Origin of the sequence: Kitasatospora phosalacinea, from assembly GCF_030268885.1 — a bacterium.
GTDB classification, from domain to species: domain Bacteria; phylum Actinomycetota; class Actinomycetes; order Streptomycetales; family Streptomycetaceae; genus Kitasatospora; species Kitasatospora phosalacinea_C.
Map to the genome: position 1 here is coordinate 80572 of NZ_BSSA01000028.1, position 24534 is coordinate 105105.

General features: G+C 72.8%; 18 protein-coding genes. 7 read left to right on the forward strand and 11 right to left on the reverse strand.

What is annotated here, in order from left to right; genetic code table 11:
• Positions 1 to 2 precede the first annotated feature (2 nt).
• From QSK52_RS30485 to QSK52_RS30495, 3 genes are all read right to left on the reverse strand, one after another.
• Positions 3 to 992, reverse strand: coding sequence for an ABC transporter permease (locus QSK52_RS30485; protein ID WP_285739438.1), 990 nt, complete (start codon positions 990 to 992; stop codon positions 3 to 5).
• A 91-nt stretch (positions 993 to 1083) separates the two neighbouring features.
• Entirely contained in the window at positions 1084 to 2529 is a 1446-nt protein-coding gene (locus QSK52_RS30490; protein ID WP_285739439.1) for a GH1 family beta-glucosidase, read from the reverse strand.
• 355 nt (positions 2530 to 2884) lie between these two features.
• Entirely contained in the window at positions 2885 to 3916 is a 1032-nt protein-coding gene (locus tag QSK52_RS30495; protein ID WP_285739440.1) for a LacI family DNA-binding transcriptional regulator, read from the reverse strand.
• 301 nt (positions 3917 to 4217) lie between these two features.
• Here QSK52_RS30495 and QSK52_RS30500 point away from each other — a divergent pair, with 301 nt between their 5' ends.
• Together QSK52_RS30500 and QSK52_RS30505 are read left to right on the forward strand one after the other, a co-directional pair.
• Entirely contained in the window at positions 4218 to 5189 is a 972-nt protein-coding gene (locus QSK52_RS30500; RefSeq protein WP_285739441.1) for a glycoside hydrolase family 6 protein, read from the forward strand.
• 103 nt (positions 5190 to 5292) lie between these two features.
• Positions 5293 to 6582, forward strand: coding sequence for a glycoside hydrolase family 6 protein (locus QSK52_RS30505; RefSeq protein WP_285739442.1), 1290 nt, complete (start codon positions 5293 to 5295; stop codon positions 6580 to 6582).
• Positions 6583 to 6713: 131 nt separating this feature from the next.
• Here QSK52_RS30505 and QSK52_RS30510 read toward each other — a convergent pair whose 3' ends face one another.
• The 7 genes from QSK52_RS30510 to QSK52_RS30540 form a co-directional block, all read right to left on the reverse strand.
• Positions 6714 to 8012: an ROK family transcriptional regulator gene (locus QSK52_RS30510; RefSeq protein WP_285739443.1), complete on the reverse strand. Its 1299-nt coding sequence runs from the start codon at positions 8010 to 8012 to the stop codon at positions 6714 to 6716.
• 12 nt (positions 8013 to 8024) lie between these two features.
• A complete protein-coding gene (locus QSK52_RS30515; RefSeq protein WP_285739444.1) occupies positions 8025 to 9338 on the reverse strand; it encodes a sugar ABC transporter permease in 1314 nt (437 codons plus the stop codon).
• Positions 9335 to 10114 carry an ATP-binding cassette domain-containing protein gene (locus tag QSK52_RS30520; protein ID WP_285739445.1) on the reverse strand — a complete coding sequence of 260 codons (780 nt, stop codon included), beginning with the start codon at positions 10112 to 10114 and terminating at the stop codon, positions 9335 to 9337. Before QSK52_RS30520 ends, QSK52_RS30515 begins: the two co-directional genes overlap by 4 nt.
• 106 nt (positions 10115 to 10220) lie before the next feature.
• Positions 10221 to 11327 (reverse strand): sugar ABC transporter substrate-binding protein, encoded by a 1107-nt coding sequence (locus QSK52_RS30525; protein ID WP_285739446.1) that lies wholly within the window; start codon positions 11325 to 11327, stop codon positions 10221 to 10223.
• A gap of 533 nt (positions 11328 to 11860) precedes the next feature.
• Entirely contained in the window at positions 11861 to 12745 is an 885-nt protein-coding gene (locus QSK52_RS30530; protein ID WP_285739447.1) for a fructosamine kinase family protein, read from the reverse strand.
• A gap of 266 nt (positions 12746 to 13011) precedes the next feature.
• Positions 13012 to 14103: a LacI family DNA-binding transcriptional regulator gene (locus tag QSK52_RS30535; protein WP_285739448.1), complete on the reverse strand. Its 1092-nt coding sequence runs from the start codon at positions 14101 to 14103 to the stop codon at positions 13012 to 13014.
• A 187-nt stretch (positions 14104 to 14290) separates the two neighbouring features.
• Positions 14291 to 17398 (reverse strand): OmpL47-type beta-barrel domain-containing protein, encoded by a 3108-nt coding sequence (locus tag QSK52_RS30540; RefSeq protein WP_285739449.1) that lies wholly within the window; start codon positions 17396 to 17398, stop codon positions 14291 to 14293.
• Between the two features lie 440 nt (positions 17399 to 17838).
• Here QSK52_RS30540 and QSK52_RS30545 point away from each other — a divergent pair, with 440 nt between their 5' ends.
• The 5 genes from QSK52_RS30545 (at position 17839) to QSK52_RS30565 (ending at position 24129) form a co-directional block, all read left to right on the forward strand.
• Positions 17839 to 19134 carry an extracellular solute-binding protein gene (locus QSK52_RS30545; RefSeq protein ID WP_285739450.1) on the forward strand — a complete coding sequence of 432 codons (1296 nt, stop codon included), beginning with the start codon at positions 17839 to 17841 and terminating at the stop codon, positions 19132 to 19134.
• 145 nt (positions 19135 to 19279) lie between these two features.
• Entirely contained in the window at positions 19280 to 20170 is an 891-nt protein-coding gene (locus tag QSK52_RS30550) for a carbohydrate ABC transporter permease (protein ID WP_285739451.1), read from the forward strand.
• Positions 20170 to 21012, forward strand: a complete 843-nt coding sequence (locus tag QSK52_RS30555; protein WP_285739452.1) for a carbohydrate ABC transporter permease — start codon at positions 20170 to 20172, stop codon at positions 21010 to 21012. The genes QSK52_RS30550 and QSK52_RS30555 overlap by 1 nt, the downstream gene beginning before the upstream one ends.
• A gap of 55 nt (positions 21013 to 21067) precedes the next feature.
• Positions 21068 to 22573 (forward strand): alpha-N-arabinofuranosidase, encoded by a 1506-nt coding sequence (locus QSK52_RS30560; protein ID WP_285739453.1) that lies wholly within the window; start codon positions 21068 to 21070, stop codon positions 22571 to 22573.
• A gap of 35 nt (positions 22574 to 22608) precedes the next feature.
• On the forward strand, positions 22609 to 24129 hold the full coding sequence (locus QSK52_RS30565) for a glycoside hydrolase family 43 protein (protein ID WP_285739454.1): 1521 nt from the start codon (positions 22609 to 22611) through the stop codon (positions 24127 to 24129).
• Positions 24130 to 24146: 17 nt separating this feature from the next.
• On the opposite strand, the gene QSK52_RS30570 is transcribed toward QSK52_RS30565, so the two are convergent.
• Positions 24147 to 24389, reverse strand: coding sequence for a chaplin (locus tag QSK52_RS30570; RefSeq protein ID WP_285739455.1), 243 nt, complete (start codon positions 24387 to 24389; stop codon positions 24147 to 24149).
• Positions 24390 to 24534 lie beyond the last annotated feature (145 nt).

Here is a 24534-nt window from a genome sequence, read left to right on the forward strand (position 1 = left end):
GCTCAGGCCTCCTTGCGGGCACGGGGGTCGAGGGCGACGTAGGCGAGGTCCGCGACCAGGTTCACGGCCAGCACGGTGAAGACGACGACCAGCAGGATGCCCTGGAGGAGCGGGTAGTCGCCGGTGAGGATGGCCTGGTAGATCTGCCAGCCGACGCCGGGGTAGGTGAAGACGATCTCGGTGACCAGCGAGCCGGTGACCACCAGGCTGATCGACAGGGCGAAGTTGGAGATGGTCGGCAGGATCGCGTTGCGCGCCGCCACCGCGGCCACCCGCCACTGCGGGAGCCCCTTCGCGGCGGCGACCAGGACGTAGTCCTCGTCCATCGTGGTGATCATCATGTTGCGCATGCCGATCACCCAGCCGGCCAGCGAGGCCAGCACCACGGTCAGCGCCGGCAGCGTGCCGTGCTCGATCACGCTGGTGACGAACGGTCCGTTCCAGCCCGGCGTCAGGTGGGCGTGCCGGCCGATGTCGTAGCCGTTCTGGTAGGGGAAGAAGCCGCCGAAGTAGCCGAGGGTCATCATCACCAGGAAGGCCAGGATGAAGTACGGCACGGACTGGAAGAAGGTGACGGCGGGCAGCAGGCCGTCCAGCAGCCCGTTGCGCTTCCAGCCGACGACGATCCCGGCCAGCGTGCCGATCACGAAGGCCAGCGCGGTCGCCGTGCCGACCAGGCCCAGCGTCCACGGCAGGGTGTCGCCCAGGATCGAGGACACCGGCGCGGACTGCGAGGTGGACAGGCCCAGGTCGCCGTGGAGCAGGCTGGACAGGTAGGTCAGGTACTGGCTCAGCAGGCTGTGGTCGCCGCCGGTGCCGTACTGCGCCTCCAGCGCCCGGATCGCGTCCGGGTCGAGGTTGGCGCCGCGCAGTTTGGCCAGCGCGTTCTGCAGGGCGCTGCCGGGCAGCAGCCGGGCCAGGAAGAAGTTCAGGGTCACCGCGGCGAAGCCGGCCAGCAGGTAGAAGCCGAGGCGGCGCAGTAGCGTCCGCATGCCGATGCTCCCTTCGGGGTCCTCGGGCGCCACTGGCGCGTGGGTGGGCGGTGCGGCCGGGCGGCCGCGGGTCCGGTGGGGCGGGGCACGGTCAGGACAGCGAGCGCGGGACGGTGCCGGTGCGGCAGGCCCGGCCGTACCAGTGCGCGCTGTTCTTCGGGGTGCGCCGCTGGGTGGGGAAGTCGACGTGCACCATGCCGAAGCGCTTGGCGTAGCCGTACGCCCACTCGAAGTTGTCCAGCAGCGACCACAGGAAGTAGCCCGCCACCGGCACGCCCGCCTCGATCGCCTGGTGCACCGCGGTCAGGTGCTGGTGGACGAAGGCGATCCGGTCCTGGTCGTTCACCACGCCCTCGGGGGTGACGTAGTCCTCGCAGGCCATCCCGTTCTCGGTGACGATCACGGGCAGGTCGGGGCGCTCCAGGTGGATCCGGTCGACCAGGTCGCGCAGGCCGGTCGGGTCGATGCTCCAGTTCATCGCGGTCAGCTCGCCGGGTGGCTGGTGGAAGGCCACGTGCTCCGAGCCGGGCCACGGCGAGTGGTCGCTGCTGCCGTGGCAGGTGTCGCGGGAGGCGCCGCTGCCGGAGACCACCGCCGGGGAGTAGTAGTTCAGGCCGAGCTGGTCGATCGGCGCGCCGATCGCCGCCAGGTCGCCGGGGTGCACCAGCTTCTCCCAGTCGACCAGGTGCGCGGTGTCCTGCTGCAGGTCCGCGTCGTAGCGGCCGCGCAGCACCGGGCTCAGGAAGATCCGGTTGCCGACCGCGTCTATCCGGCGCACCGCCTCCTGGTCCTCCGGGCTCTCGGTGAGCGGCCGCACCTGGTGCAGGTTGAGCGAGACGGACAGCTGGGCGGTGGCCGGCAGCGCGGCGCGCAGCGCGGCCACGCCGCGGCCGTGCGCCAGGTTCAGGTGGTGGGCGGCCTTGAGCGCCTCGGCCGGGTCGGTGCGGCCCGGGGCGTGCACGCCGGAGCCGTAGCCGAGGAAGGCCGAGCACCAGGGCTCGTTCAGCGTGGTCCAGTGCCGCACCCGGTCGCCGAGGGCCCCGGCCACCAGGGAGGTGTACTCGCCGAAGCGCTCCGCGGTCTCCCGGACCGTCCAGCCGCCGGCGTCCTCCAGGTGCTGCGGCAGGTCCCAGTGGTAGAGCGTGACCAGCGGGGTGATGCCGGCCGCCAGCAGCTCGTCGACCAGGGCGCGGTAGAAGTCGAGCCCGCGCTCGACGGCCGGGCCGCGGCCGGTCGGCTGCACCCGGGGCCAGGCCACCGAGAAGCGGTACGCGGTCAGCCCGAGGTCCTTCATCAGCGCGACGTCCTCGCGCCAGCGGTGGTAGTGGTCGACCGCCAGGTCGCCGGTGTCGCCGCGGTTGACCTTTCCCGGCGTGTGGCTGAAGGTGTCCCAGATCGACGGGGTCCGGCCGTCCTCGGCGACCGCGCCCTCGATCTGGTACGCCGAGGTGGCGGTGCCCCAGAGGAAGTCGGGCGGGAAGCGGAGGACGTCGTCGGTATGGGCCTCGGCGGCCTTGCGGTCCTGGACCTCGGTCATTGTGGGAGCGCTCCCATACATTCGGAACGGAGACCCGCCGCGACGTCTGAACGGTGCGGCGGGCGGGCAAGAAGATAAGGAAGATCAGGGGGCCAGCCGGGAGCCGGAAGCGCTTCCAGCGGCGTTGCCGGAAGTTTCTGGCTCGTCAGGCGTATGTGTCAAGGATTTGAACAGCCCGTATCACAAATGAAACTGGAAGCGCTTCCAGTCGTGACCGAAGCAGCCCGGCGGGCGACGGAACGGGCGGCAGAGCGGGCTGCCCGGCGGGCGGCAGGACGGGCGGCAGGGCGGCAACGCCGACGGCCCGGCTCCCGCCGCGCGGGCGGGCGGGGGCCGGGCCGGAACTCCGGGCGGGTCAGGCTCCCGTCGGCACGTCCGGGGCGGACTCGCGCACGGTCAGCCGGGTCGGCAGGATCAGCGGGCTGGGGTCGTCCCCCTCGATGGCGCCCACCAGCATCCTGGCCATCTCGCGCCCCAGCGACCGCACCGGCTGGTGCACGGTGGTGAGCGGCGGGGCGGTGTGCCGGGCGCTGGCCAGGTCGTTGAAGCCGATCACCGCGACGTCCTCGGGCACCCGCAGCCCGTGCGCACGCAGCGTGCGCAGCGCGCCGATCGCCATCGCGTCGGAGGCGGTGAACAGCGCGTCCGGCGCGGGGTGGGCCGCGAGCAGCCGCTCCATCGCCGCGGCCCCGCCGTCCTCGGTGAAGTCACCGGCCTCGACGCCGAGCAGCGGGATCCCGGCCAGGGCCAGCCCTTCGGTGAAGCCCTGTTCGCGGGCGGCGGCGACCTGGGTGTCCAGCTGGCCGGTGATCATGACGGGCCGTCGGCGCCCGGTCCGCACGAAGTGCTCGGCCGCCAGCCGGGCGCCGCCCCGGTTGTCGGCGTCCACGTACCAGCGCGGCTCGCCGGTGAGCGGCAGGCCGCCGAACACCACCGGGAGGTCGGTCTGCTCGGCGAGCCGGCCGAGCGGGTCGTCGCCGCGCAGCGCCATCAGCATCACGCCGTCGGCGCGGCGCGAGCGCAGCAGCCGCTCCAGGCGGTCGCGCCCGCGCGGGGTGTTGGCCAGCAGCAGGACCAGCTCCAGGTCGGTCTGCTCCAGCGCGGCGCTCACGCCGACGATGACCTCGGCGAAGAAGGGGTCCGCGAACAGGCCCGGCTCGTCGCTGGAGACCGCCAGCACCACCGCGCCGACCCGGCGGCTGGCCAGGGCCTGTGCGGTCGGGTTGGGGACGAAGCCGAGTTCGCGCACCGCGCGTTCGACCGCCTCCCGCTTGGCGCGGCTGACGTGCGGGGCGTTGTTGATCACCCGGGAGGCCGCCGTGCGCGAGACGCCGGCGCGCTGGGCCACCTCGTCGAGAGTGGGCATGCGCTTGGGTGACGACTCCATGGAAACGGCTGCTCCTCGGGCTGCGGGCGTCGGACAGGGGTCATGATTCCACGGCGTTCACCGGCCACGGAGCCGACGGGGAGCGGCACCCGGTCCGGCTGGGCGAGGGAAACTGGTAGCGCTTCCAGCGTACCCCGACCATCAAGTCCCGACAGGGGTCGAAGCACGGCGGCCCGACGGAGCTGGTGCAGGAAGTATTGACACGGCTCCCCTCCGCGCCCAATCATCCCCTCACGCGATGTGATTCGCGAAAAACTGGAAGCGCTTCCACTTCCCCGCCCCACCCATCGGAGGAAGAACCGTGCGCAAGCCCACCCGAGCGGCAGCCGCAGTCCTGGCCGGCCTGCTCGCCGCCGGCCTCGCCCTGACCGACGCCGGCCCGGCCTACGCGGCCGACCCCACCACCATGACCAGCGGTTTCTACGTCGACCCGGACAACTCCGCGCTGCGCTGGGCCAACGCCAACCCCGGCGACGGCCGCGCCGCCGCGATCCGCGCCAACATCGCCAACACCCCCGCGGCGCGCTGGTTCGGCAACTGGAGCGGCGACATCGGGGCGGCCACCGGCGCGTACGTCGGCCGCGCCGACGCCTACGACAAGCTGCCCGTCCTGGTCGCCTACAACATCCCCAACCGGGACGTCTGCGGCGGCCAGTCCGGCGGCGGCGCGGGCAGCCGCGCCGCGTACGACACCTGGATCGCCGCCTTCGCCAGCGGCATCGGCAACCGCCCGGCGGTGGTCGTCCTCGAGCCCGACGCGCTCGGCGACCAGAGCTGCCTGACGCCCGCCCAGGTCTCCGACCGCAACGCCATGCTGAAGAACGCCATCGCGCAGTTCAACGCCAAGGCCCCCAACACCTGGGTCTACCTCGACGCCGGCAACCCCGGCTGGATCAGCGCCGCCACCATGGCGCAGCACCTCGCCGCCGCCGGGGTCAGCGGGGCCCACGGCTTCTCGCTGAACGTCTCCAACTACTTCACCACCAGCCAGAACACCGCCTACGGCAACGCCGTCAACAGCGCGCTCGCCGCGTACGGCTACACCAAGCCGTACGTGATCGACACCAGCCGCAACGGCAACGGTTCCAACGGCCAGTGGTGCAACCCGGCCGGGCGCCGGATCGGCACGCCCACCCGGACCGGCGGCGGCGCCGAGATGCTGCTGTGGATCAAGGAGCCGGGCGAGTCCGACGGCAACTGCGGCGTCGGCGCGGGCTCCTCGGCGGGGCAGTTCCTGCCGGAGGTCGCCTACAAGATGATCTACGGCTACTGACGCCCCGTCACCGCGCCGGACGCCCACCGCACCACCGGGCGGGCCCGGGGAGCCGCTCCCCCGGTCCCGCCACCACCCGACACCCACCCATCGAAGGAACACCGTGCGCATTCCCCTGCACCGCGCCGCCCTCCCGGCGGGCGCCCTGGCGCTGCTGATCGGCGGCGCCGTCCCGGCCGCCGCCGCACCGCACCCGGCCCCGGCGTCCCACACGCTCGCCCCGGACACCGTGTTCTACGTCGACCCCGACAGCGACGCGACCCGCCAGGCGCTCACCGACCTGAAGCACCACGACCTCGCCGGCGCCAGGGACATGGCGAAGCTGGCCAGTTGGCCCGAGGCCGCGTGGTTCACCGGCGGCACCCCGGCCGAGGTCGAGGCCCAGGTCCGCGACCTGGTGCGGCGCGCCGGGCGCGCCAAGGCGGTGCCCGTGCTGGTCGCGTACGACATCCCGCTGCGGGACTGCTCCCAGTACTCCGCCGGCGGCGCCCAGTCGGACGCCGAGTACCGGGCCTGGATCGACGCGTTCGCCCGGGGGCTGGGCACCAGCAAGGCCGTGGTCGTGCTGGAGCCGGACGGGCTGGCCAACCTCCCGGCCGACTGCGCCCCCGGCGCGGACCCGACCGGCGAGCAGACCGCGGGCCGGCTCGCCGACCTCAACCACGCGATCGACGCGCTGGAGCGGCAGCCGAACAGCGTGGTCTACCTGGACGCGGGCAACAGCCACTGGCAGAGCGTCGGCAACGCGGCGCAGCGCCTGATCGACGCGGGCGTCGAGCGCGCCCAGGGCTTCTCGCTGAACGTCTCCAACTACTTCGCCACCGACCGGGCCACCCGCTACGGCACCTGGGTCTCGCAGTGCGTGTGGTTCGCCACCAAGGGCCCGGACTGGGCCCGGGGCCACGCCGACTGGTGCGCGAGCCAGTACTACTCCCCCGCGGCGCCGAACGACGGGCAGCCGGGCGGCGCGGTCGACGTGGAGGACCCGTCCACCTGGCACTGGACCGACCAGTGGTTCCAGCAGAACGTCGGCAGCCCGTCCGCCGGTGAGCTCGCCCACTTCGTGGTCGACACCAGCCGCAACGGCCGCGGCGACTGGAAGCCCCCGGTCGGCAAGTACAGCGGCGACCCGCAGACCTGGTGCAACGCGCCCGGCAGCGGGATCGGCGACCGTCCGACCGCGAACACCGGCGTGCCGCTCGCCGACGCCTTCCTGTGGATCAAGACCGTGGGCCAGTCCGACGGCCAGTGCAACCGCGGCATCCCCGGCGGCACCGTCGACCCCGAGTACGGCGTCGTCGACCCGGCCGCCGGTGCCTGGTGGCCCGAGCAGGCCGCGTCCCTGGTGAAGAACGCCAGCCCGGCGCTGACCTTCAACACCGCCCGGCACTGACCCCCCGTCGTACGGCCGGTCGCCGTCCCCTCCCGCCCGGGGGGACGGCGGCCGGCCGTACCCTTGCGCCGGGCGCGCTCACCGCCCGGTCGCGCCGGCCGCCCGGCCGCGCCGGCCGCGTCCGGCGGCGCCTACCGCCCGGAGGGCCCGGCCCCGGCGGCCCCGGAGAGCTCGGCGGGCCCGGAGAGCTCGGCGGCCTCGGCCGACCGGGCGGGCCGGGCGGGCCCGGAGAGCTGGACGAGCGTCTCCAGCGGCCGGGCGAGCAGTTCGGAGAACGCCAGCTCGGCGGCGCCGATCAGCACGGTGTCGTCGCCGAGCTCGCTGACCCGCAGGCGCAGCCCCTCCCGGACGGCGGCCAGGGCGTTGGTGTTGATCCGGCTGCGCACCTGGGCGGCGGAGCCGAGGAAGACGTCCCGGAGGGTGCCGCCGAGGACGACCAGCTCCGGGTCGAGGAGGTTGGCCAGGCTCGCGATGCCGATGCCGAGCCAGTCGCCGACCCGGTGCAGGGCGGCACGTGCGGCGGTGTCCCCCAGGTCGGCGGCGGCGACCACGGCCCGCACGGCCTCGGCGCCGGTGCTGCGGCCGTCCCGGCCCGCGGCCTCCAGCAGGGCCCGTTCGCCCGCCTCGGCCTCCAGGCAGCCGCGGGCCCCGCAGCCGCAGGGCCGTCCCTGGTGCGGGTTGACGGTCAGGTGGCCGATCTCCCCGGCGTACCCGCGCTCCCCGCGCAGGAGTTCGCCCGCGGCGATCACCCCGGCGCCGATCCCGATCTCGCCGTGCAGGTAGACCAGGTTGCGGCTGCCCCGGCCGGTGCCGCGGCGGTGCTCGGCGAGCGCGCCGAGGTTGGCCTCGTTGGCGACCAGGACCGGGACGTCCGGGCGGAGCCGGTCGGCGAGCGCCCCGGCGAGGTCCACGCCCTTCCAGCCCATGTTGGGGGTGAGGCCGACCAGGCCGTCGGGGTGGCGGACGATGCCGCGGACCGCCGCGGCCGCGCCGACGCAGACGCTGCCCGCGGGGGTGCGGGCGAGCATCTGGTGGGCGAACTCCGCGAGGAGGTCGGCCACGTGGCCGGGGTCCTGCGGGTGCCCGTCGGGCCACGGGTGCGCGCGGCGGTCCAGGAAGGCGCCGCCGAGCCCGACCAGGGCGGCGGACAGGCGCTCCACGCCGACGTCCATCGCGAGGACGTGCGCGCGGGCGGGTTCGGGGCTGACGACCAGTGAGGGCCGTCCGGCCCGGCCGGTCTCCTGCGGCGTCTCCTCGCGGACCAGGCCCGCGGCCGCCAGGTCACCGACCAGGCCCAGGATGGTGCTGCGGTTGAGGCCCAACTCGGCGGCCAGGACGGTGCGCGAGGTGGGCCCCTCGAAGTGGACGTGGCGCAGCAGCGCGCCCAGGTTGTGCTGGCGGACCTCTTCCTGGGAAGGACCGGCTCTCATCGGGGGCGGCTCTCATCGTTGGGCTGTGCGGCGGCGGGACATGGCGTCCACACCGGCGGCCACCAGCAGAACCGATCCCGTGACAGCGTACTTGACGCCCGAGCTGTACCCCATCAGACCCATGCCGTTCTGGATCACCGCGACGACCAGGCCGCCGAGCACCGCGTCGACCACCCGGCCGCGGCCGCCGAACAGGCTGGTGCCGCCGATGACGGCGCTGCCGACGGCCAGCAGCAGGACGTTGCTGCCACCGGTGTTGGGGTCCACCGAGTTGCCGCGGGAGGCGGCGATGACGCCGCCGACGGCGGCCAGGCAGGAGCAGATCACGAAGGCGGCGATCCGGATGAACGCCACGTTGATGCCGGCCCGGCGGGCGGCCTCGGGGCTGCCGCCGACGGCGTACACGTGCAGGCCGAAGTTGGTGCGCTGCAGGGTGAACGTGCCCAGCAGCAGCAGGGCGCCGATCACCGGCACCACCAGGGGCACGCCCTTGAGCGAGCTGACCAGGACGTTGCGGCTGCGCTCCTGGTTGAGCAGGTCGACGGCGACGGCGCCGAGCACCACGACGGCGCCGATCCGGACGGCGAGCAGCACCGGCGGCGTCCCGGCCAGGCCCCGGCGGCTGCGGTCGCGGCTGCGGCGCACCTGCAGGGCGGCGTAGCCGACCGCGCAGCCCGCCAGCAGCAGCCAGCCGAGGACGGGGCTGAGGTTGTTGTTGGCGATGGCCAGGACGGTCGGGTCCTTGATCGAGACGTTCGTGCCCTCCTTCAGCAGCATCAGCACGACGCCCTGGAAGCCGAGGAACGCGGCCAGCGTCACCACGAAGGACGGGATGCCGACCTTGGCGACCAGGGTGCCCAGCAGCAGGCCGATGACCGCGCCGGTCAGCAGGGCCGCGGCCACCGCCCCGTACCAGGGCCAGCCGTGGTTGGTCAGCAGGATGGCCAGGACGGCGGCGCAGACGCCGCTGGCGTACCCGGCCGACAGGTCGATCTCGCCCAGCAGCAGGACGAAGACCAGGCCCATGGCGATGGCGATGCTGCCCGCGCTCTGGGTGAGCAGGTTGGCGAAGTTCAGGTTGGACAGGAAGACCGGGCGCAGCAGCGAGAAGAACACGCACAGGACGACCAGGCCCGCGACGGCGGGCAGCGAGCCGAGTTCGCCCGCGCGGATCCGGTCGAGGTAGCCGCGGCCGAGCTCCGCCAGGCCGGGCCCGGTCGGCCTGGCGGTCTTCTCCGGTTCCCCGGTCCTCTCCGACGTCCCGTTCTTCCCGGGCTGTTCGGTCTTTCCGGGCTGCTCGGGCTGCTCGGAGGCGAGGGCGGTCATGCGGCGGCTCCCTTGGAGGTGTCCTGCAGGCCGAGGTCGCCGCTGCGGCCCGCGGTGATCAGCTCGACGACCTGGGCGTGCGTCACGTCGGAGGCCCTGACCTGGGCGGCCGTCCGGCCGAGGTGGAGCGCGGCGATCCGGTCGGCGACTGCGAAGACGTCGTTCATGTTGTGCGAGATGAGGACGACGGCCAGGCCGTTGTCGGCCAGCCGGCGCACGAGTTCGAGGACCTGGGCGGTCTGGGCGACGCCCAGGGCGGCGGTGGGCTCGTCGAGGACCACCAGCTTGCTGTTCCACAGCACCGCCTTGGCGATGGCGACGGTCTGGCGCTGGCCGCCGGAGAGGCTGGAGACCTTCTGGCGCAGGGACTTGACGGTGCGCACCGACAGGCTCTTGAGGGTGGCGGCGGCCATCTCCTCCATGGTGGCGTCGTCGAGCACCAGGCCGCGGCGCTTCTCCCGGCCCAGGAACATGTTCTGGACGATGTCGAGGTTGTCGCACAGCGCGAGGTCCTGGTAGACGATCTCCACGCCGAGCGCGGCCGCGTCGCGCGGGCTGTGCACCTGGACCGGTCGGCCCTCGAAGAGGTACTCGCCCGCGTCGACGGGGTGGATGCCGCCGATGCACTTGACGAGCGTCGACTTGCCCGCGCCGTTGTCGCCGACGAGGGCCGTCACCTCCCCCGCCCGGGCGGTGAGCGCGACGTCGTGCAGGACCTGGACGGGACCGAATCGCTTGTCGATCCCGCGCAGTTCGAGGAGGGGCGTTTCTGTCATGGGTGGGGCTCCTGGGGATCGGCGGGGGCGGGCCCCGTGCCCGGGGCGGCACGGGGCCCACTGGCGGCGGCCGGGCGCGGGGCGGACGGCCGGGCGCGGCGGGGTGCTACTTGATGCCGGCCTTGGTGCACAGATCCGCGTACTCGCCGGTGCACAGCTCCGCCTTGGTGACGTACCCGTCGGTGACGACGTCCTGGACGTTCTCCTTGAAGATGGCCGCGGGGGCCAGCAGCACCGCCGGGACGTCCCGGTTGCCCGTGGGGTCGTGCACGGTGGTGGCGGGCGCGCTCTTCTTGCCGCCGGCCAGTTCGACGGCGAGGGCGGCGGCCGCGTCGGCCTCCTTCTTCACCGCCTTGTAGACGGTCATGCACTGGTCGCCCGCCAGGATGTTCTGCAGGCCCTGGACGGTGGCGTCCTGACCGGTGATCGGGACCTGCCCGTTGCGGTGGTTCTTGCGCAGCACGGCGATGGCCGAGTTGGCCAGGCCGTCGTTGGCCGCGAGCACGCCGTTGATGTTCGGCTGGCTGGTGTACATCTGCTCGAAGATGGTCTGCGCCTGGGCGTTGTCCCAGTCGGGCACCGACTGGTTGGGGCCCTTGGTGTACTCGCCGGAGGCGTACAGCGGGTCGAGCACGCTGTTGTAGCCGTTGGCGAACAGGGTGGCGTTGTTGTCGGTCGGGGAGCCGTTGAGCTCGGCGACGACGGGGTTCTTGGCGCCCATGTCGCTCAGGCACTTCGTCAGGCCCTGCCCCTGGAGCTTGCCGACCTGGGTGTTGTCGAAGCTGACGTAGTACTGCGCGGAGCCGCCGAGGGTGAGCCGGTCGTAGTCGATGGTGGCCACGCCCTGGGCCTTGGCCTTGTCGAGGACGGCCTTGCCGGTGCCGCTGTCCAGGTTGACGATGACCAGCACGTTCACGCCGCCGGTGATCATCTGGTCGGCGATGGTCTGGAACGCCTGCTTGTCGCCCTCGGCGTTCTGGATGTCGTAGTCCACGCCGGCGGCCTTGAAGGCGGCCGCGAGGTAGGTGCGGTCGGCGGTCTCCCAGCGGACGGACGACTTGCTGTCCGGGAGGATCACGCCGATCTTCGGTTTCTTGCCGCCCGCCGAACCGCCGTCGCCGGAGCCGGAGTTGGAGGAGGAGGAGCAGGCGGTGGCCGTGGTGAGCAGGGCCGCCGACAGGGCGGCGGTGGCGAACAGGAGCCCCTTGCGCATGTGCAGGGTCCTTTCGGGGCGTGTCCGGCCTGCGCCGGACGTGCATGACTGCGGACGGGTGGGGAAGGGCGCGGGAACGGGGCGGGGGAGACAACCCCGGCGCGGTTTGTTGCCTGCGACAACATACGGCCTGCCACAGGGGTCGCCAAGCCTCCCGTCGACGCCGACAGGTAACGATCACATCACCGGACACCCGCCGCCCCGGACCGGCCGGACGGCCAACTCGGCCCGAGGTCAAGGGAGATGAAAAGCAGAACCGGCCCGGCGGCGCTGATGGGCACCCGTTCCCGAGGTTGCCGGGGGGAAGGTGCGGACGGAACGCCACCGAGCCGGAACCGCACCACACCGCCGACGCTCGCGGGGGGAAGCGGCTCTGTCGGCGGTGAGCCCCGGTCCACTGCCTCACCCTCAAGAGTGCGGACCGGGGGCCACCGGGGGTGCGTCGAAGATCAGGAACGCACCGGCATAGGAATGTTAGCGCTCACAAAACGGGTGTCAAGGCGTCGGACCACGGCCGACGGCCCACGGTGGGCTCAGCGCCGCCGCCGGAACGGGGCCAGCGTGGCGCGCACCAGGTCGGCCGCGCCCCAGTCCGGGCTGAACTGGGCGACCACCGCCAGGTGCTGGCGCAGTTGGAGGATCGGCATCCGCGTGCGCCAGTCCCGGTCGAGCCCGGTCAGCTCGGCGTAGCGCTCGAAGAACACCTGCGCCTCGGGCGGCGGCGCCGTGGTCCACAGGTGGGCCAGGTCGACCTCGGCCCAGGTGTACGACACGGCCGGGTCGATCAGCGCGGGCCGCCCGTCCGGGGCGGCCATGACGTTCTGCGTCCACAGGTCGCCGTGCGTCAGGCAGGCGGGCCGCGGCGGCAGCAGCTCGGGCAGCCGGTCGCACAGCCGCTCCAGCGCCGCCCGGTCCGCGGCGTCGAACGCCTCCCGGACGCGGCGCTCGTCGAGCCAGCGCAGCAGGCGGTGCCGGGCGAAGAACTCGAACCCGTCCTCCTCCCAGGTGTTGACCTGCCGACGACGCCCCAGCCAGTTGTCCCGGTGCCACCCGAACCGGGCGTGCCGCGTACCGGTGTGCAGCCGGGCCAGCACGTGCGCGAACTCCTCCCAGAAGGCCGCGCTGTCCGGCCGGGGCCGCAGCACGGACAGCACCAGCAGGTCGCGGTCCGCGAGCACGACCTCCGGCGTGGCGACCCCGCCCGCCTCGCGCAACGCGGTGAGCCCCTCGGCCTCCGCCGCGAAGGCGTCCTCCGACGGCGGCTCCTCGAACGCCTTGACGAACACCGACGTGCCGTCGGCCCGCCGCGCGATCCCCGCGACGGCGGCGAGGCCGCCGGTGGCCGGTTCGGCCGCGACGGCGTCGGTCAGGCCGGCCGCGTGCAGGCGTTCGAGCAGGAAGGGCATCGCCTCTGCCATGGGTGTGCTCCCGTCGTGGAAGGTCGTCGAGGCCCGCGGAGCCGCCGGCGCACGGACGCACGGGTGCCACGGGCGCGGGGCGGAACGGGGCGGGGAGGTCCGGGGCGGCCCGACACGGCGGGCGCGGGCCGGATCCTATCCCGGGGCCCACGACGTACGGGCTCCCCGCACACGGTCAACTGCCGGACAGGGGGCGCCCCGAGGCGTGCGGCCGGGCCCGCGGCAGCAGGGTGCACCGCACGCCCCCCGGGAGGGGCGCTCGCGGGCTACCGCCCCGGCCCCGCCGCGTCCGAGAACAGTGCCGCCGCACGCCCCGCGCCGGGGCGGGGGACGCCTGCGGTGCTGGCCCGGACCACCAGCTCCGGCTGGACGCGCACGTGGGCGACCCGGGCGGCGGGTTCGTCGATCAGGCGCAGCAGCATGCCTATCCCCTCCCGGCCGACGGAGGTGAAGTCCTGCCGGACGGTGGTCAGCGGCGGGGTGAGGTAGGCGCCCTCCGGGAGGTCGTCGAAGCCCGCCACCGCGATGTCCTGCGGGATCCGCACCCCGGCCTCGTGCAGGGCGCGCACCAGGCCCAGCGCCATGTGGTCGTTGGCGGCGAACACCGCCGTGGGCCGGGCGGGTCCGCCGCGGCGGAAGGCCCCCGCCACCGTCCGGCCGGCCGCGTACCCGGAGGCCGGGCTCCAGTCGCCCGCCAGTTGCGCCGGGACGGGCAGCCCGGCGGCCTCCAGCGCGGCGCGCCAGCCCTGCATCCGTCCCTCGGCCTCGATCCACTCGCCGGGCCCGGCGACGTGCCAGATCCGGGTGTGGCCGAGTGCCAGCAGGTGCTCGGTGACGGCCCGGGCCCCGCCGACCTGGTCCACGGCCACGCCCGGCAGGTCGAGGTCGTGGCCGCCCTCCACCGTCACGACCGGGAAGGGCTGCGGGAGGCGGGCCAGCGCGGCGACGGCGTGCCGGTGCGGCGTCATGACCACCACGCCGTCCACTCCCCAACTGCCCAGCCGTTCCAGGGCCTTGCCGAGCGCGTGCTCGGTCAGCTCCTCCAGGCCCACCGACGCCACCAGGTAGTCCTCCCGGCGGGCCGCCCGTTCCAGGCCCGCCAGGATGCTGGCCGGGCCGAAGAGCGTGGTGTTCGCGGCCACCACCCCGATCGTCCGGCTGCGCCGGGTGACCAGCGTGCGGGCCGCCGAGTTCGGCCGGTAGCCCAGTTCGGCGATGGCGCGCTGCACCCGTTCCCTGGTCGCCTCGCGCACGTTCGGGTGGTCGCTGAGCACCCGGGAGACCGTCTGGTGCGACACCCCGGCCACCTGGGCGACGTCCGCCATCGTCGGCGGTCGCCGTTCACCGGTCTCGTCCATGGCTCTCCCGTTCCCGCCCGGTGCGGGCCGGACGCTACCCCGGCGTCCACCCTACTGGCCGCCACCGGGTGTCGGGCACCCCACCGGCGCACGTCCGACGCCGTGTCAGGGGTCCGGTGGTCCGGAACGCGGCCGCCGACCGGGCGCGGGTGCGTCCGGTCGGCGGTCGGTGCGGGGTGCGGACGGGCTAGCCGCGGTCGTTGACCGCCAGTCCGGCGCACTGGCCGGTCGCGCCCTGGGCGGTGTGGTTCACGACTCCGCCGTCCACGGGGGCGGGGTCGTTCCCGGTGCAGCTCAGCAGGCCGTCGACGGCGTTGCCGGAGAGCAGCGGGGCGCTGCCGGTGTTGCCGGTGAGGCCCAGCGTCCGGGCGAAGGTGTTGCCGACCAGGCCGATCCGTCCGGTGGTGCCGGAGAGCGTCGCGTTGCCGGAGAAGGTGCTGTTCTCGGCCAGCACGGCGGCGCCCCGGTGGACGTTCAGGTTGCCGAGCACCGTGCTGTCGACGACGACCAGGGTCGCCGAGCCGTCGACCACGGTGACGGTGCCGACCTGGGCGCCCTTCACGCAGGTCGTCCCTGCGGAGACGACCAGGGCGCTGCGGCTGTCCCCGGTGACGGTGCGGGTGCACCTCGGCACGACGTCGACGGTCGCGGTGCCGGTGGCGCTGCGGTTGCCGGCCCGGTCGGTGGCCCGGTAGGCGACGGTGTGCCGGCCGGGGGCGTCGACGGTGACGGCGCCGATGTACGCCCGCCAGTCGCCGCCGTCCAGGGCGTACTCCAGCGCGCCGATGCCGGAGCCGGTGTCCTCGCCGGTCAGGGTGAGGGTCGCGGAGCCCTCGTACAGGTGGCCCAGGGTGGGTGCGGGCAGCTGTGCGGCGGCGGTCGGGGCGGTGGAGTCGCGCTTCACGGTGAGGCGGGCCTCCTCGCTGGTGTTGCCCGCGGTGTCGGTGGCGCGGTAGCCGAGCTCGGTGGTGCCCTCCGGCAGCGCGACCGGGGCGCGGTAGGGCTGCCAGGCGCCGTCGCCGAGGCGGTACTCGATGCCCGCCACCCCGGAGTCGTCGGTGGCGGAGAGGTCGACGGCCACGGGGCCGGTGAACCAGCCGCCCTGGCCGTCGGGCGCGGCGGGGGTGGTGCGGGCCGTGACGACGGGGGCGGTGCGGTCGGAGCCGAAGCGCCAGTCGTCGACGTCGAAGAGTTCGCCGGTGCCGGTGCCCTCGGCGACGAAGAAGACGTCGTGCACGCCGGTCACCCGGGTGGTCAGGTCGGTGCGGACCTCGGTCCAGGCGCCGTTGGAGGCGGCGGGGACGGTCAGCGTGCCGACGGGGGTGCCGGAGGCGTCCGGGTGGTCGAGGCGGACCTGGATCCGGCCCCCGGCCTTGGGCAGCACGTCGGCGGCCAGGGTGGTGGCGCCGTCCGGGCCGAAGTCGACGCCGGCCAGCGAGGTCCACTCGCCGTTGTTGATGTTGCTGAGCTTCTGCTCGCCGGTGGTGTCGGCGCCGATCGGCAGCACCCGGATGCCGGACGCGGGGGCGTAGGCGTCCTGGATGCCGGAGTCCCAGGCGATGGTCTCGGCCTCGATCCGCTGGTGCGCGTCGAGCGTGCCCTGCCGGGACGGGCCCCGGTAGGTGCCGGTGACCGGTGCGATGGTGCCGTCGGCGTTGACCGTCACCTTGTCGATGTGGGTGGAGCGGTAGCCGTGCGGCTTGTCCAGCGAGCCGCCCGCGGCCAGCGCGGACTGCACGGTCTGGGCGTGGTAGGTGATGTAGGTCTGGCCCTTGAACTCGAACATGGCGTGGTGGTTGTTGCCGCCCGCGCCGAAGAAGGAGCCGGGGTTGCCGAGGATCTCGCTCTGGTAGGTGAAGGGGCCCATCGGGTTGTCGGACACCATGTAGGCGATGTTGCCGTAGCCGATGGTGTGGCCGTCGATGGTGCTGGAGTGGCTGAAGTTGGTGCAGTAGCTGTAGTAGTACTTGCCGTTGATCTTGTTGATCCCGGAGTCCTCGAACACCGCGGGCGCGTCGATGGTCGCGGCCGGGCCGACCGTGCTGACCATGTCGTCGCCGAGCCTGATCACCCGGGTGCTGCGCGGGTGGTCGGTGCCGCCGGTGGGCACGCCGCCGCCGAAGTACAGGTACGCGGAGCCGTCGTCGTCGACCAGGACCGCCGGGTCGAACATCCACACCACGCCCGCGGTGCCGGGGGTGGCGCTGCTCACCAGCGGCTTGCCGATCGGGTCGGTCCACGGGCCGACGGGCGAGTCGGAGGTCAGGACGCCGATGCCGCCGCCGCTGTTGGCGAAGTACAGGAAGAACTTCTCCTTCCCGCCGACCGTCTTGTGCGCGGCCGCCGGGGCCCAGGAGTTGGCGGCCCACTTCGCGGCGCCCGGGGCGCCCGCGACCTTGACCTGGCCCTCGTTGGTCCAGTTGACCAGGTCGGCGGAGGAGATGACCGTGAGCGTCTTGATCTGCCCGTAGCCGTTGTCCTTGATGTTGCCCGCGTCGTCGTACTCGTAGGACTGCGCGATGTCGCCGTTGGCGTCGTAGGCGGAGCCGTCCGAGGTCATGTACTCGTACACGCGCCCGTCGTAGACCATCGCCCACGGGTCGGCGCCGTACTGGTAGTCCATCAGCGGGTTGGCGTTGCCGACGGTCTTGGCCGGGGCGGCGTGGCCGACCGGGTGGGTGGGCGCGGTGGCGTCGGCCTCGGTCAGGGAGACGTCGTCGACCTCGAAGTCCATCAGGTTGACGGCCGGGGCGCTCGCCGGGTCCTGGACCCAGGGGGTCTCGACGAAGAGCTGCGCGGTGGCGGTGCTCTGCGCGGCCGGGACGGTGAAGGTGCCCTGGATCAACCCCCACTGCCCGCGGGGCGTCGTCACGGTGGCGAGGTTGGTGTAGGTGGCGCCGCCGTAGTGCATGGTGACGAAGAACTGCTTGGCCGCGGGCGCGGCGGGGTCGCTGTACTTCACCCGCGCCGAGACGGTGTAGCTGTGACCGGCCTTCACCTTGCCGGAGACGTCCTGCATCGGCCCGGAGCCGGTGGTCTGGCGGCCGGTGACGAGCACGGCGGCGGATCCGGAGTAGGCGTCGGCCGTCAGCGACAGCGTGGCGCCGTCGGTGGGGTTCCCGTGGTTGGCCGACCAGTTGGCCAGGCCGCTCTCGAAGCCGCCGTTGACGACGAGTTCCGGGGCGGCGGCCTGGGCGGGCACCGCAGCGGCGACCAGGCCGGGAGCCAGCAGCGCGACGGCCGTCGCGGCCGCCGCGGTTCTGCGGCGGGTGGCTCTGAGCCAGCGTCTGTACATGAACATCCTCCGGGGAACGGGGCGTCCGGGCGTGCGAAGACGCCCGGCGCGGGTGGGGGTCCGCCGGGACCACAGGCAGGAGGGTGGGCAGGGCCCCCATATTGTTAGCGTTAACAAAAGCTGTCAAGCTCCCGTAACGGACAAGTGGGGGGCTTGAGTTCGAAAGTTTCGGCCCTGTCGGCCGTAATAAGTTCGCAACTTTCGCAAGCATTTCGGAAACAAGTTATTGACGGGGCTTCGCGCCGCGCCCATACTCTCCACCTATCGAGCCGCCTGTGACGACCACCCCGCACACGGCCGCACCCCCTCCGACCCCCAGGTCCGACCTGCACACCCCCGGGCCGGAGAACGGGGCCGCGGTGTTCCTCACCCGGCACGCTTCCTTCATTCGCAACGCCCCGGATGCTCCCGGCCTCCACGACAGAACAGGAAGTCCCACGATGACGAGAAAGACACGCCGCACGGCGGCCGCAGCGATCGCCCTGGGCATCGCACTCGCCGTCACCGGCTGCGCCGGCAGCGACGGCGGCGGCAGCGGCGGCTCGTCCGACGGCAAGGTCACGCTGACCCTCTGGGAGAACGCCCAGCCCGGTGCGGGCGCCGAGTACTGGAAGGCGGCCGGGGCGGCGTACGAGGCCCTGCACCCGAACGTCAAGATCAACATCCAGACGATCCAGAACGAGGACCTGGACGGGAAGCTGCAGACCGCGCTCAACTCCGGCTCCGCGCCGGACATCTTCCTGCAGCGCGGCGGCGGCAAGATGCAGGCCATGGTCCAGGCCGGTCAGGTCCAGGCGCTGGACCTGACCGACGCCGACAAGGCGAACGCGGGCGCGGCGGGCATCGCCGGGTACTCGATCGACGGCAAGGTCTACGCCATGCCGGTCGACACCCAGCCCGAGGGCATCTACTACAGCAAGGACCTGTTCCAGCAGGCCGGCATCACCGCACCGCCCACCACGATGCCCGAGCTGCAGGACGCCATCGCGAAGCTGAAGGCGATCGGCGTCGCGCCGATCGCGGTCGGCGCCAAGGACGCCTGGCCGGCCGCGCACTGGTACTACAACTTCGCCCTGCGCGAGTGCAGCCAGGACACCCTGAAGAAGGCCGCCCAGTCGCTGAAGTTCGACGACCCGTGTTGGACCAAGGCCGGCGAGGACCTCGCCTCGTTCCTGAAGACCGAGCCGTTCCAGCAGGGCTTCCTGACCACCTCCTCGCAGCAGGGCGCCGGTTCGTCCGCGGGCATGATCGCCAACCACAAGGCGGGCATGGAGCTCATGGGCAACTGGGACCCCGGGGTGATCGCCAGCCTGACCCCCGACCAGAAGCCGCTCCCCGACCTGGGCTGGTTCCCCTTCCCGGCCGTTCCGGGCGGCCAGGGTGACCCGGCCGCCATCATGGGCGGCCTCGACGGCTTCTCGCTCTCCAAGAAGGCGCCGAAGGAGGCCCTCGACTTCCTGCGCTTCCTGGTCACCACCGACCAGCAGAAGGCGTACGCCAAGGCCTTCGTCGCCATCCCGGTGAACAAGGAGGCCCAGGCGGGCGTCAGCGAGCCCTACAACGTCTCGGCGCTGCAGGCCTTCAACAAGGCCCCCTACTCGGTGCTGTTCCTCGACACCGAGTACGGCCAGAACGTCGGCAACGCGATGAACACCGCCGTCGTCAACCTGTTCGCCGGCAAGGGCGGCGCGGCCGACATCGCCAAGGACACCAACGCCGCCGCCGCGAAGGGCTGAGTAAGCACCGATGAGCAACACCCTGGGTACTGAGCCGGCCGACGGCCACCAGTCGCAGGGCACGCCCGGAGCCGGGAGCGCGGTCTCGTCCGCGCGCCCGGCTCCGCCGCCGGCGGCCACCCGCCGCCGGCGCGGCCGTGCCAAGATGCGGTTCGAGATCGCGGTCCTGTCCGGACCGGCGGTCATCGTCTTCCTGTCGTTCGTGATCTTCCCGGTGGCACTCGCCGCGTTCTACGGCTTCTACCGCTGGCACGGGTACGGGGCGCCCACCGACTGGGTCGGTCTGAACAACTACAAACTGATCCTCACCGACCCGGCGTTCCAGCAGGTGCTGTGGCACACCGGTGTGATCCTGGTGCTCTCGCTGGCCGTCCAGGGCCCGTTGGCGATCGTCCTCGCACTGCTGCTCAACCAGAAGATCCGCGGCCGCTCGGCGATCCGGATCCTGATCTTCGTGCCGTACGTGGTCTCCGAGGTCATCGTCGGCACCGGCTGGAGCCTGATGCTCCAGAGCAACGGCGCCCTCAACGACCTGCTGCGGCACGTAGGGCTGGGCTTCCTGCAGGCCGACTGGCTGGCCGACCCCGACCTGGCCATCTGGACGCTGCTGGGCATCATCTCGTGGAAGTACATCGGCTTCGCGGTGATCCTGATGCTCGCGGGCCTGCAGTCGATCCCCGAGGAGCTCTCCGAGGCCGCCCAGATCGACGGCGCCTCGTACTGGCAGATCCAGCGGCGCATCACGCTGCCGCTGCTGGGGCCGACCATCCGGATCTGGGCGTTCCTGTCGATCATCGGCTCGCTGCAGCTGTTCGACCTCGTCTACATCATCTGGGGCCCGTACGTGGCGGGCACCGCGGGCACCTCGACCATGGCGATCTACATGGTCGGCCAGGGCCGCAACGCGGGCAACTACGGCTACGGGAGCGCGATCGCGGTCGTGATGTTCCTGATCTCGCTCGTCGTCGCGCTGCTCTACCAGCGTTTCCTCCTGCGCCGCGACCTGCAGGGTGCCATCACCGAAGGAGCCTCCTGATGAGCGCGCGGACGGCCGACCGGCCGCAGAAGTGGGGCAACCCCTTCACCTACTTCGTCGCCCTGCTGTTCATCGGCGTCTGCGTCGCCCCCGTGCTCTACATCGTGCTCGGCGGCTTCCGCACCAACTCGCAGATCAGCACCAGCCCGGCCGGCCTGCCCGAGCCCTGGGTGGTCAGCAACTACCTGAACGTCCTGAAGTCGGTGACGTTCTGGGGCGAGTTCGCCAACTCCCTCGTGGTGGCGCTCGCCAGCACCGTCGGCACCGTGATCCTCGGCCTGATGGTGAGCTTCGTGCTGGCCCGCTACGACTTCAGGTTCAAGGGGGCGATGTACTCCCTGTTCGCGGCCGGCCTGATGTTCCCGATGGTCATCGCGATCACCCCGCTGTACATCGTGATCAAGGACCTCGGCCTGGTCGACAACCTGCTGGGCGTGATCGTCCCGCAGATCGCCTTCGGGCTGCCGACCACCGTGATCATCCTGGTGCCGTTCCTGCGGGCCATCCCGAAGGAGATCGAGGAGGCCGCCGCGATCGACGGCACCGGCCGGCTCGGCTTCTTCTTCCGCATGGTGATCCCGCTGTCGCGCCCCGGCGTGGTGACGGTCGGCATCCTCGGGTTCATCGGCAGCTGGAACAACTACGTGCTGCCGCTGTACGTCCTGAACTCGCAGGCGAACTTCACCCTGCCGCTGGGCGTCCAGGCGTTCTCCTCGCAGTACTCCGTGGACACCGCGAAGGTCCTCGCCTTCACCTCGCTCGCCATGCTGCCCGCGATGGCCTTCTTCGCCGCCTTCGAGAAGAAGATCGTCGGTGGCCTCACCGGTGCCGTGAAGGGCTGAGCGCCGGGCCCGCGCGCCCGGCCCGCCCCGCACCGACCCGTTGAAAGGACCCGTTTTGCCCCGCGCCCACATCGCACTCGACCGGAGGGCCGTGGTCGGCCCCGTCCGGCGCCGCACCTTCGGCTCGTTCGTCGAGCACCTCGGCCGCTGCGTCTACACCGGCATCTACGAGCCGGACCACCCGACCGCGAACGAGGACGGCTTCCGGATGGACGTGGTCGAGCTGGTGCGGGAGCTCGGGTCCACGACCGTCCGCTACCCCGGCGGGAACTTCGTCTCGGGTTTCCGCTGGGAGGACTCGGTCGGCCCGCGCGACAGGCGCCCGGTGCGGCGCGACCTGTCCTGGCACTCGCTGGAGTCCAACCAGGTCGGCCTCGACGAGTTCGCCAAGTGGCTCAAGCTCACCGACTCCGAGCTGATGCTGGCGGTCAACGTCGCCACCCGCGGCATCCTGCCCGCCCTGGACCTGCTCGAGTACGCCAACCACCCGTCCGGCACCGCGCTCTCCGACCTGCGCATCGCCAACGGCACGCCGGAGCCGCACGACGTGCGCATGTGGTGCCTGGGCAACGAGATGGACGGCCCCTGGCAGACGGGCTTCATGACGGCGGACGACTACGGCAAGATCGCCGCCCGCACCGCCGCCGCGATGAAGGCCGCCGACAAGGACCTCGAACTCGTGGTCTGCGGCTCCTCCGGCTCCGGCATGCCGACCTTCGGCGACTGGGAGCGCACGGTGCTGGAGCACAGCTACGACCACGTCGACTACATCTCCTGCCACGCCTACTACCAGGTGCACGACGGCGACCTCGGCTCCTTCCTGGCCTCGTCGGTCGACATGGAGTTCTTCATCGACGCCGTGCTCGCGACCGCCGACCACGTCGGCCACAAGAAGCGCTCGTCGAAGAAGATCAACATCTCCTTCGACGAGTGGAACGTCTGGTACCTGGAGGAGCACAAGGCGTCCGACGAGGTCAACGACGAGTGGCGCTACGCCCCCCGGCAGCTGGAGGACGTCTACACGGTGGCGGACGCCGTGGTCGTCGGCAACCTGCTGATGACGCTGCTCAAGCGCAGCGACCGCGTCACCTCCGCCTCGCTGGCCCAGCTCGTCAACGTGATCGCCCCGATCATGACCGAGCCCGGCGGCCCGGCCTGGCGGCAGACCACCTTCCACCCGTTCTCGATCACCAGCCGGCTCGCCTCCGGCGAGGTGCTCCGGCCGGTGGTCGAGGCGCCGACCTACCTGACGGCGCGGCACGGCGAGGCGTCCCTGGTCGACGCCGTCGCGACCGTCGACGAGGACCGGGCCGCGGTCTTCCTGGTCAACCGCGACCTGTCCGAGCCGGCCCGGGTCACCGTCGACGTCCGCGACCTCGGCCCCGCCGCGTCGCGCGTCCTCGAGGCGCTCACCCTCGCCGACGCCGACCCCTACGCGAAGAACACCCTCGCCGACCAGCACCGGGTCGTCCCGGCCGCGAACACCAGCGCCGTCCTCGCCGACGGCGTGCTCAGCATCGAGCTGCCCCCGGTGTCGTGGACGGCGATCGCCCTCGGCTGACCGGCGGCACGCACAACCCCCGAAAGGACCGCCCCGTGCGGACGTACGACAACCCCGTGATCAGCGGGTTCCACCCGGACCCCAGCGTGTGTCGGGTCGGTGACGACTACTACCTGGTGTGCTCCAGCTTCGAGTACGTCCCCGGGCTGCCGGTCTTCCACAGCAGGGACCTGGTGCACTGGCGGCAGCTCGGCAACGTGCTCGACCGCCCCGGGCAGCTGCCGCTGCCGCTGCCCGGCAGCACCGCCTCCCGCGGGCTCTACGCGCCCACGATCCGTCACCACGACGGCCGCTTCTGGGTGATCTGCACCAACGTCACCGCGGGCGGCAACTTCGTCGTCAGCGCGGAGCGGCCCGAGGGCCCCTGGTCGGACCCGGTCTGGATCGACCTGCCCGGGATCGACCCGGACCTGGCCTGGGAGGAGGACGGCACCTGCTGGGCCGCCTCCACCGCCCCCGGCATCCACCTCTCCCGGATCGACCCGGTCACCGGCGAGGTGCTGGAGGGGCCCTTCCCCACCTGGTCGGGCACCGGCCTCAAGTGGCCGGAGGCCCCGCACCTGTACCGGATCGGCGACTGGTGGTACCTGTTGATCGCCGAGGGCGGCACCGAGCGCGGCCACGCCGTCTCGGTCGCCCGGGCCCGCTCCCCGCGCGGCCCCTGGGAGGGCGCCCCGGCCAACCCGGTGCTCTCGCACAGCGGCACCGACCGGCCGGTCCAGAGCACCGGCCACGGCGACCTGGTCACCGCGCCCGACGGCAGCTGGTGGATGGTGCTGCTGGGCACCCGGCCCCGTGGCTTCTCGCCCAACTACCACGTGCTCGGCCGGGAGACCTTCCTCACCCCCGTGACCTGGGGCGAGGACGGCTGGCCGGTCGTCGCCCCGGTGGAGGAGCGGCAGACCGCGCCCGGCGGCGCCTGGCACCCCTTCCCCGCCCCGCCCGTCCGCGACGACTTCGACGCCCCCGCGCTCGCCCCGCAGTGGATCTCCCCGCACGCCCGCCCCGAGGGCTCCTGGTCGCTGACCGAGCGCCCCGGCTGGCTCTCCCTCACCGCCACCGGCCCCACCCTCGACCGGCCCGGCCACACCTTCCTCGGCCGCCGCCAGCAGCACCACGACTGCCGCGCCTCGACCCGGATCGACCCGGGCACCGGCCGGGGCGGCCTGAGCGTGCGCCTGGACGAGGCGCACCACTACGACCTGGAGGCCGACGCGGGCGAGGTCCGGGTGGTCGCCCGGATCGGCCCGCTGCGCCAGGTGCTGGCCAGCCGCCCGGTGCCGCCGGGCCCGCTCACCCTCACCCTGACCGTCCGCACCACCGACCTGGTGACCGCCTCCCCCGAACTCGCCGGCACCGAGCCCTTCGGCCCCGACACCCTCGCCTACTGGCTCGGCGACCCCGACGCCCCGGGCGCGCAGCCGCTCGCCGAACTGGACGGGCGCTACCTCTCCACCGAGGTCGCGGCCGGCTTCACCGGGCGCGTCATCGGCCTGTACGCCACCGGGGGCACCGTCGCCTTCGACTGGTTCGACTACCTCCCGACGCCCTCCTGACCCAGGCCGTCGGGGCGTCAGCCGATGTTGGCGCAGTGGTTGCCGAACGCCGGGTTCAGCGCGCCGACCAGGCTGATGCTGTTGCCGCACACGTTGACCGGGATGTGCACGGGGATCTGGATCAGGTTGCCGGACAGCACGCCGGGCGAGCCGACGGCCACGCCCTGGGCCCCGGCGGACGCGGAGGCCCCTCCGGCGGTGCCCAGCACGGCGGTGGCGGCCAGCGCGGCGACGGCGAAGTACTTGCGGGTGCGGGACATCTCGACTCCTCGGTTCGGGGGTGCCGCCCCGGGCGGGGCGGCACCGGTGATTCGGGGTGCCCGTGCGGACGGCGTGGTCGCGGGGCGCTGCTCCACCCCGTCGGGTGCGTCCGGGCACGGGCCGAGACGTACTCTCCCCCGCCGC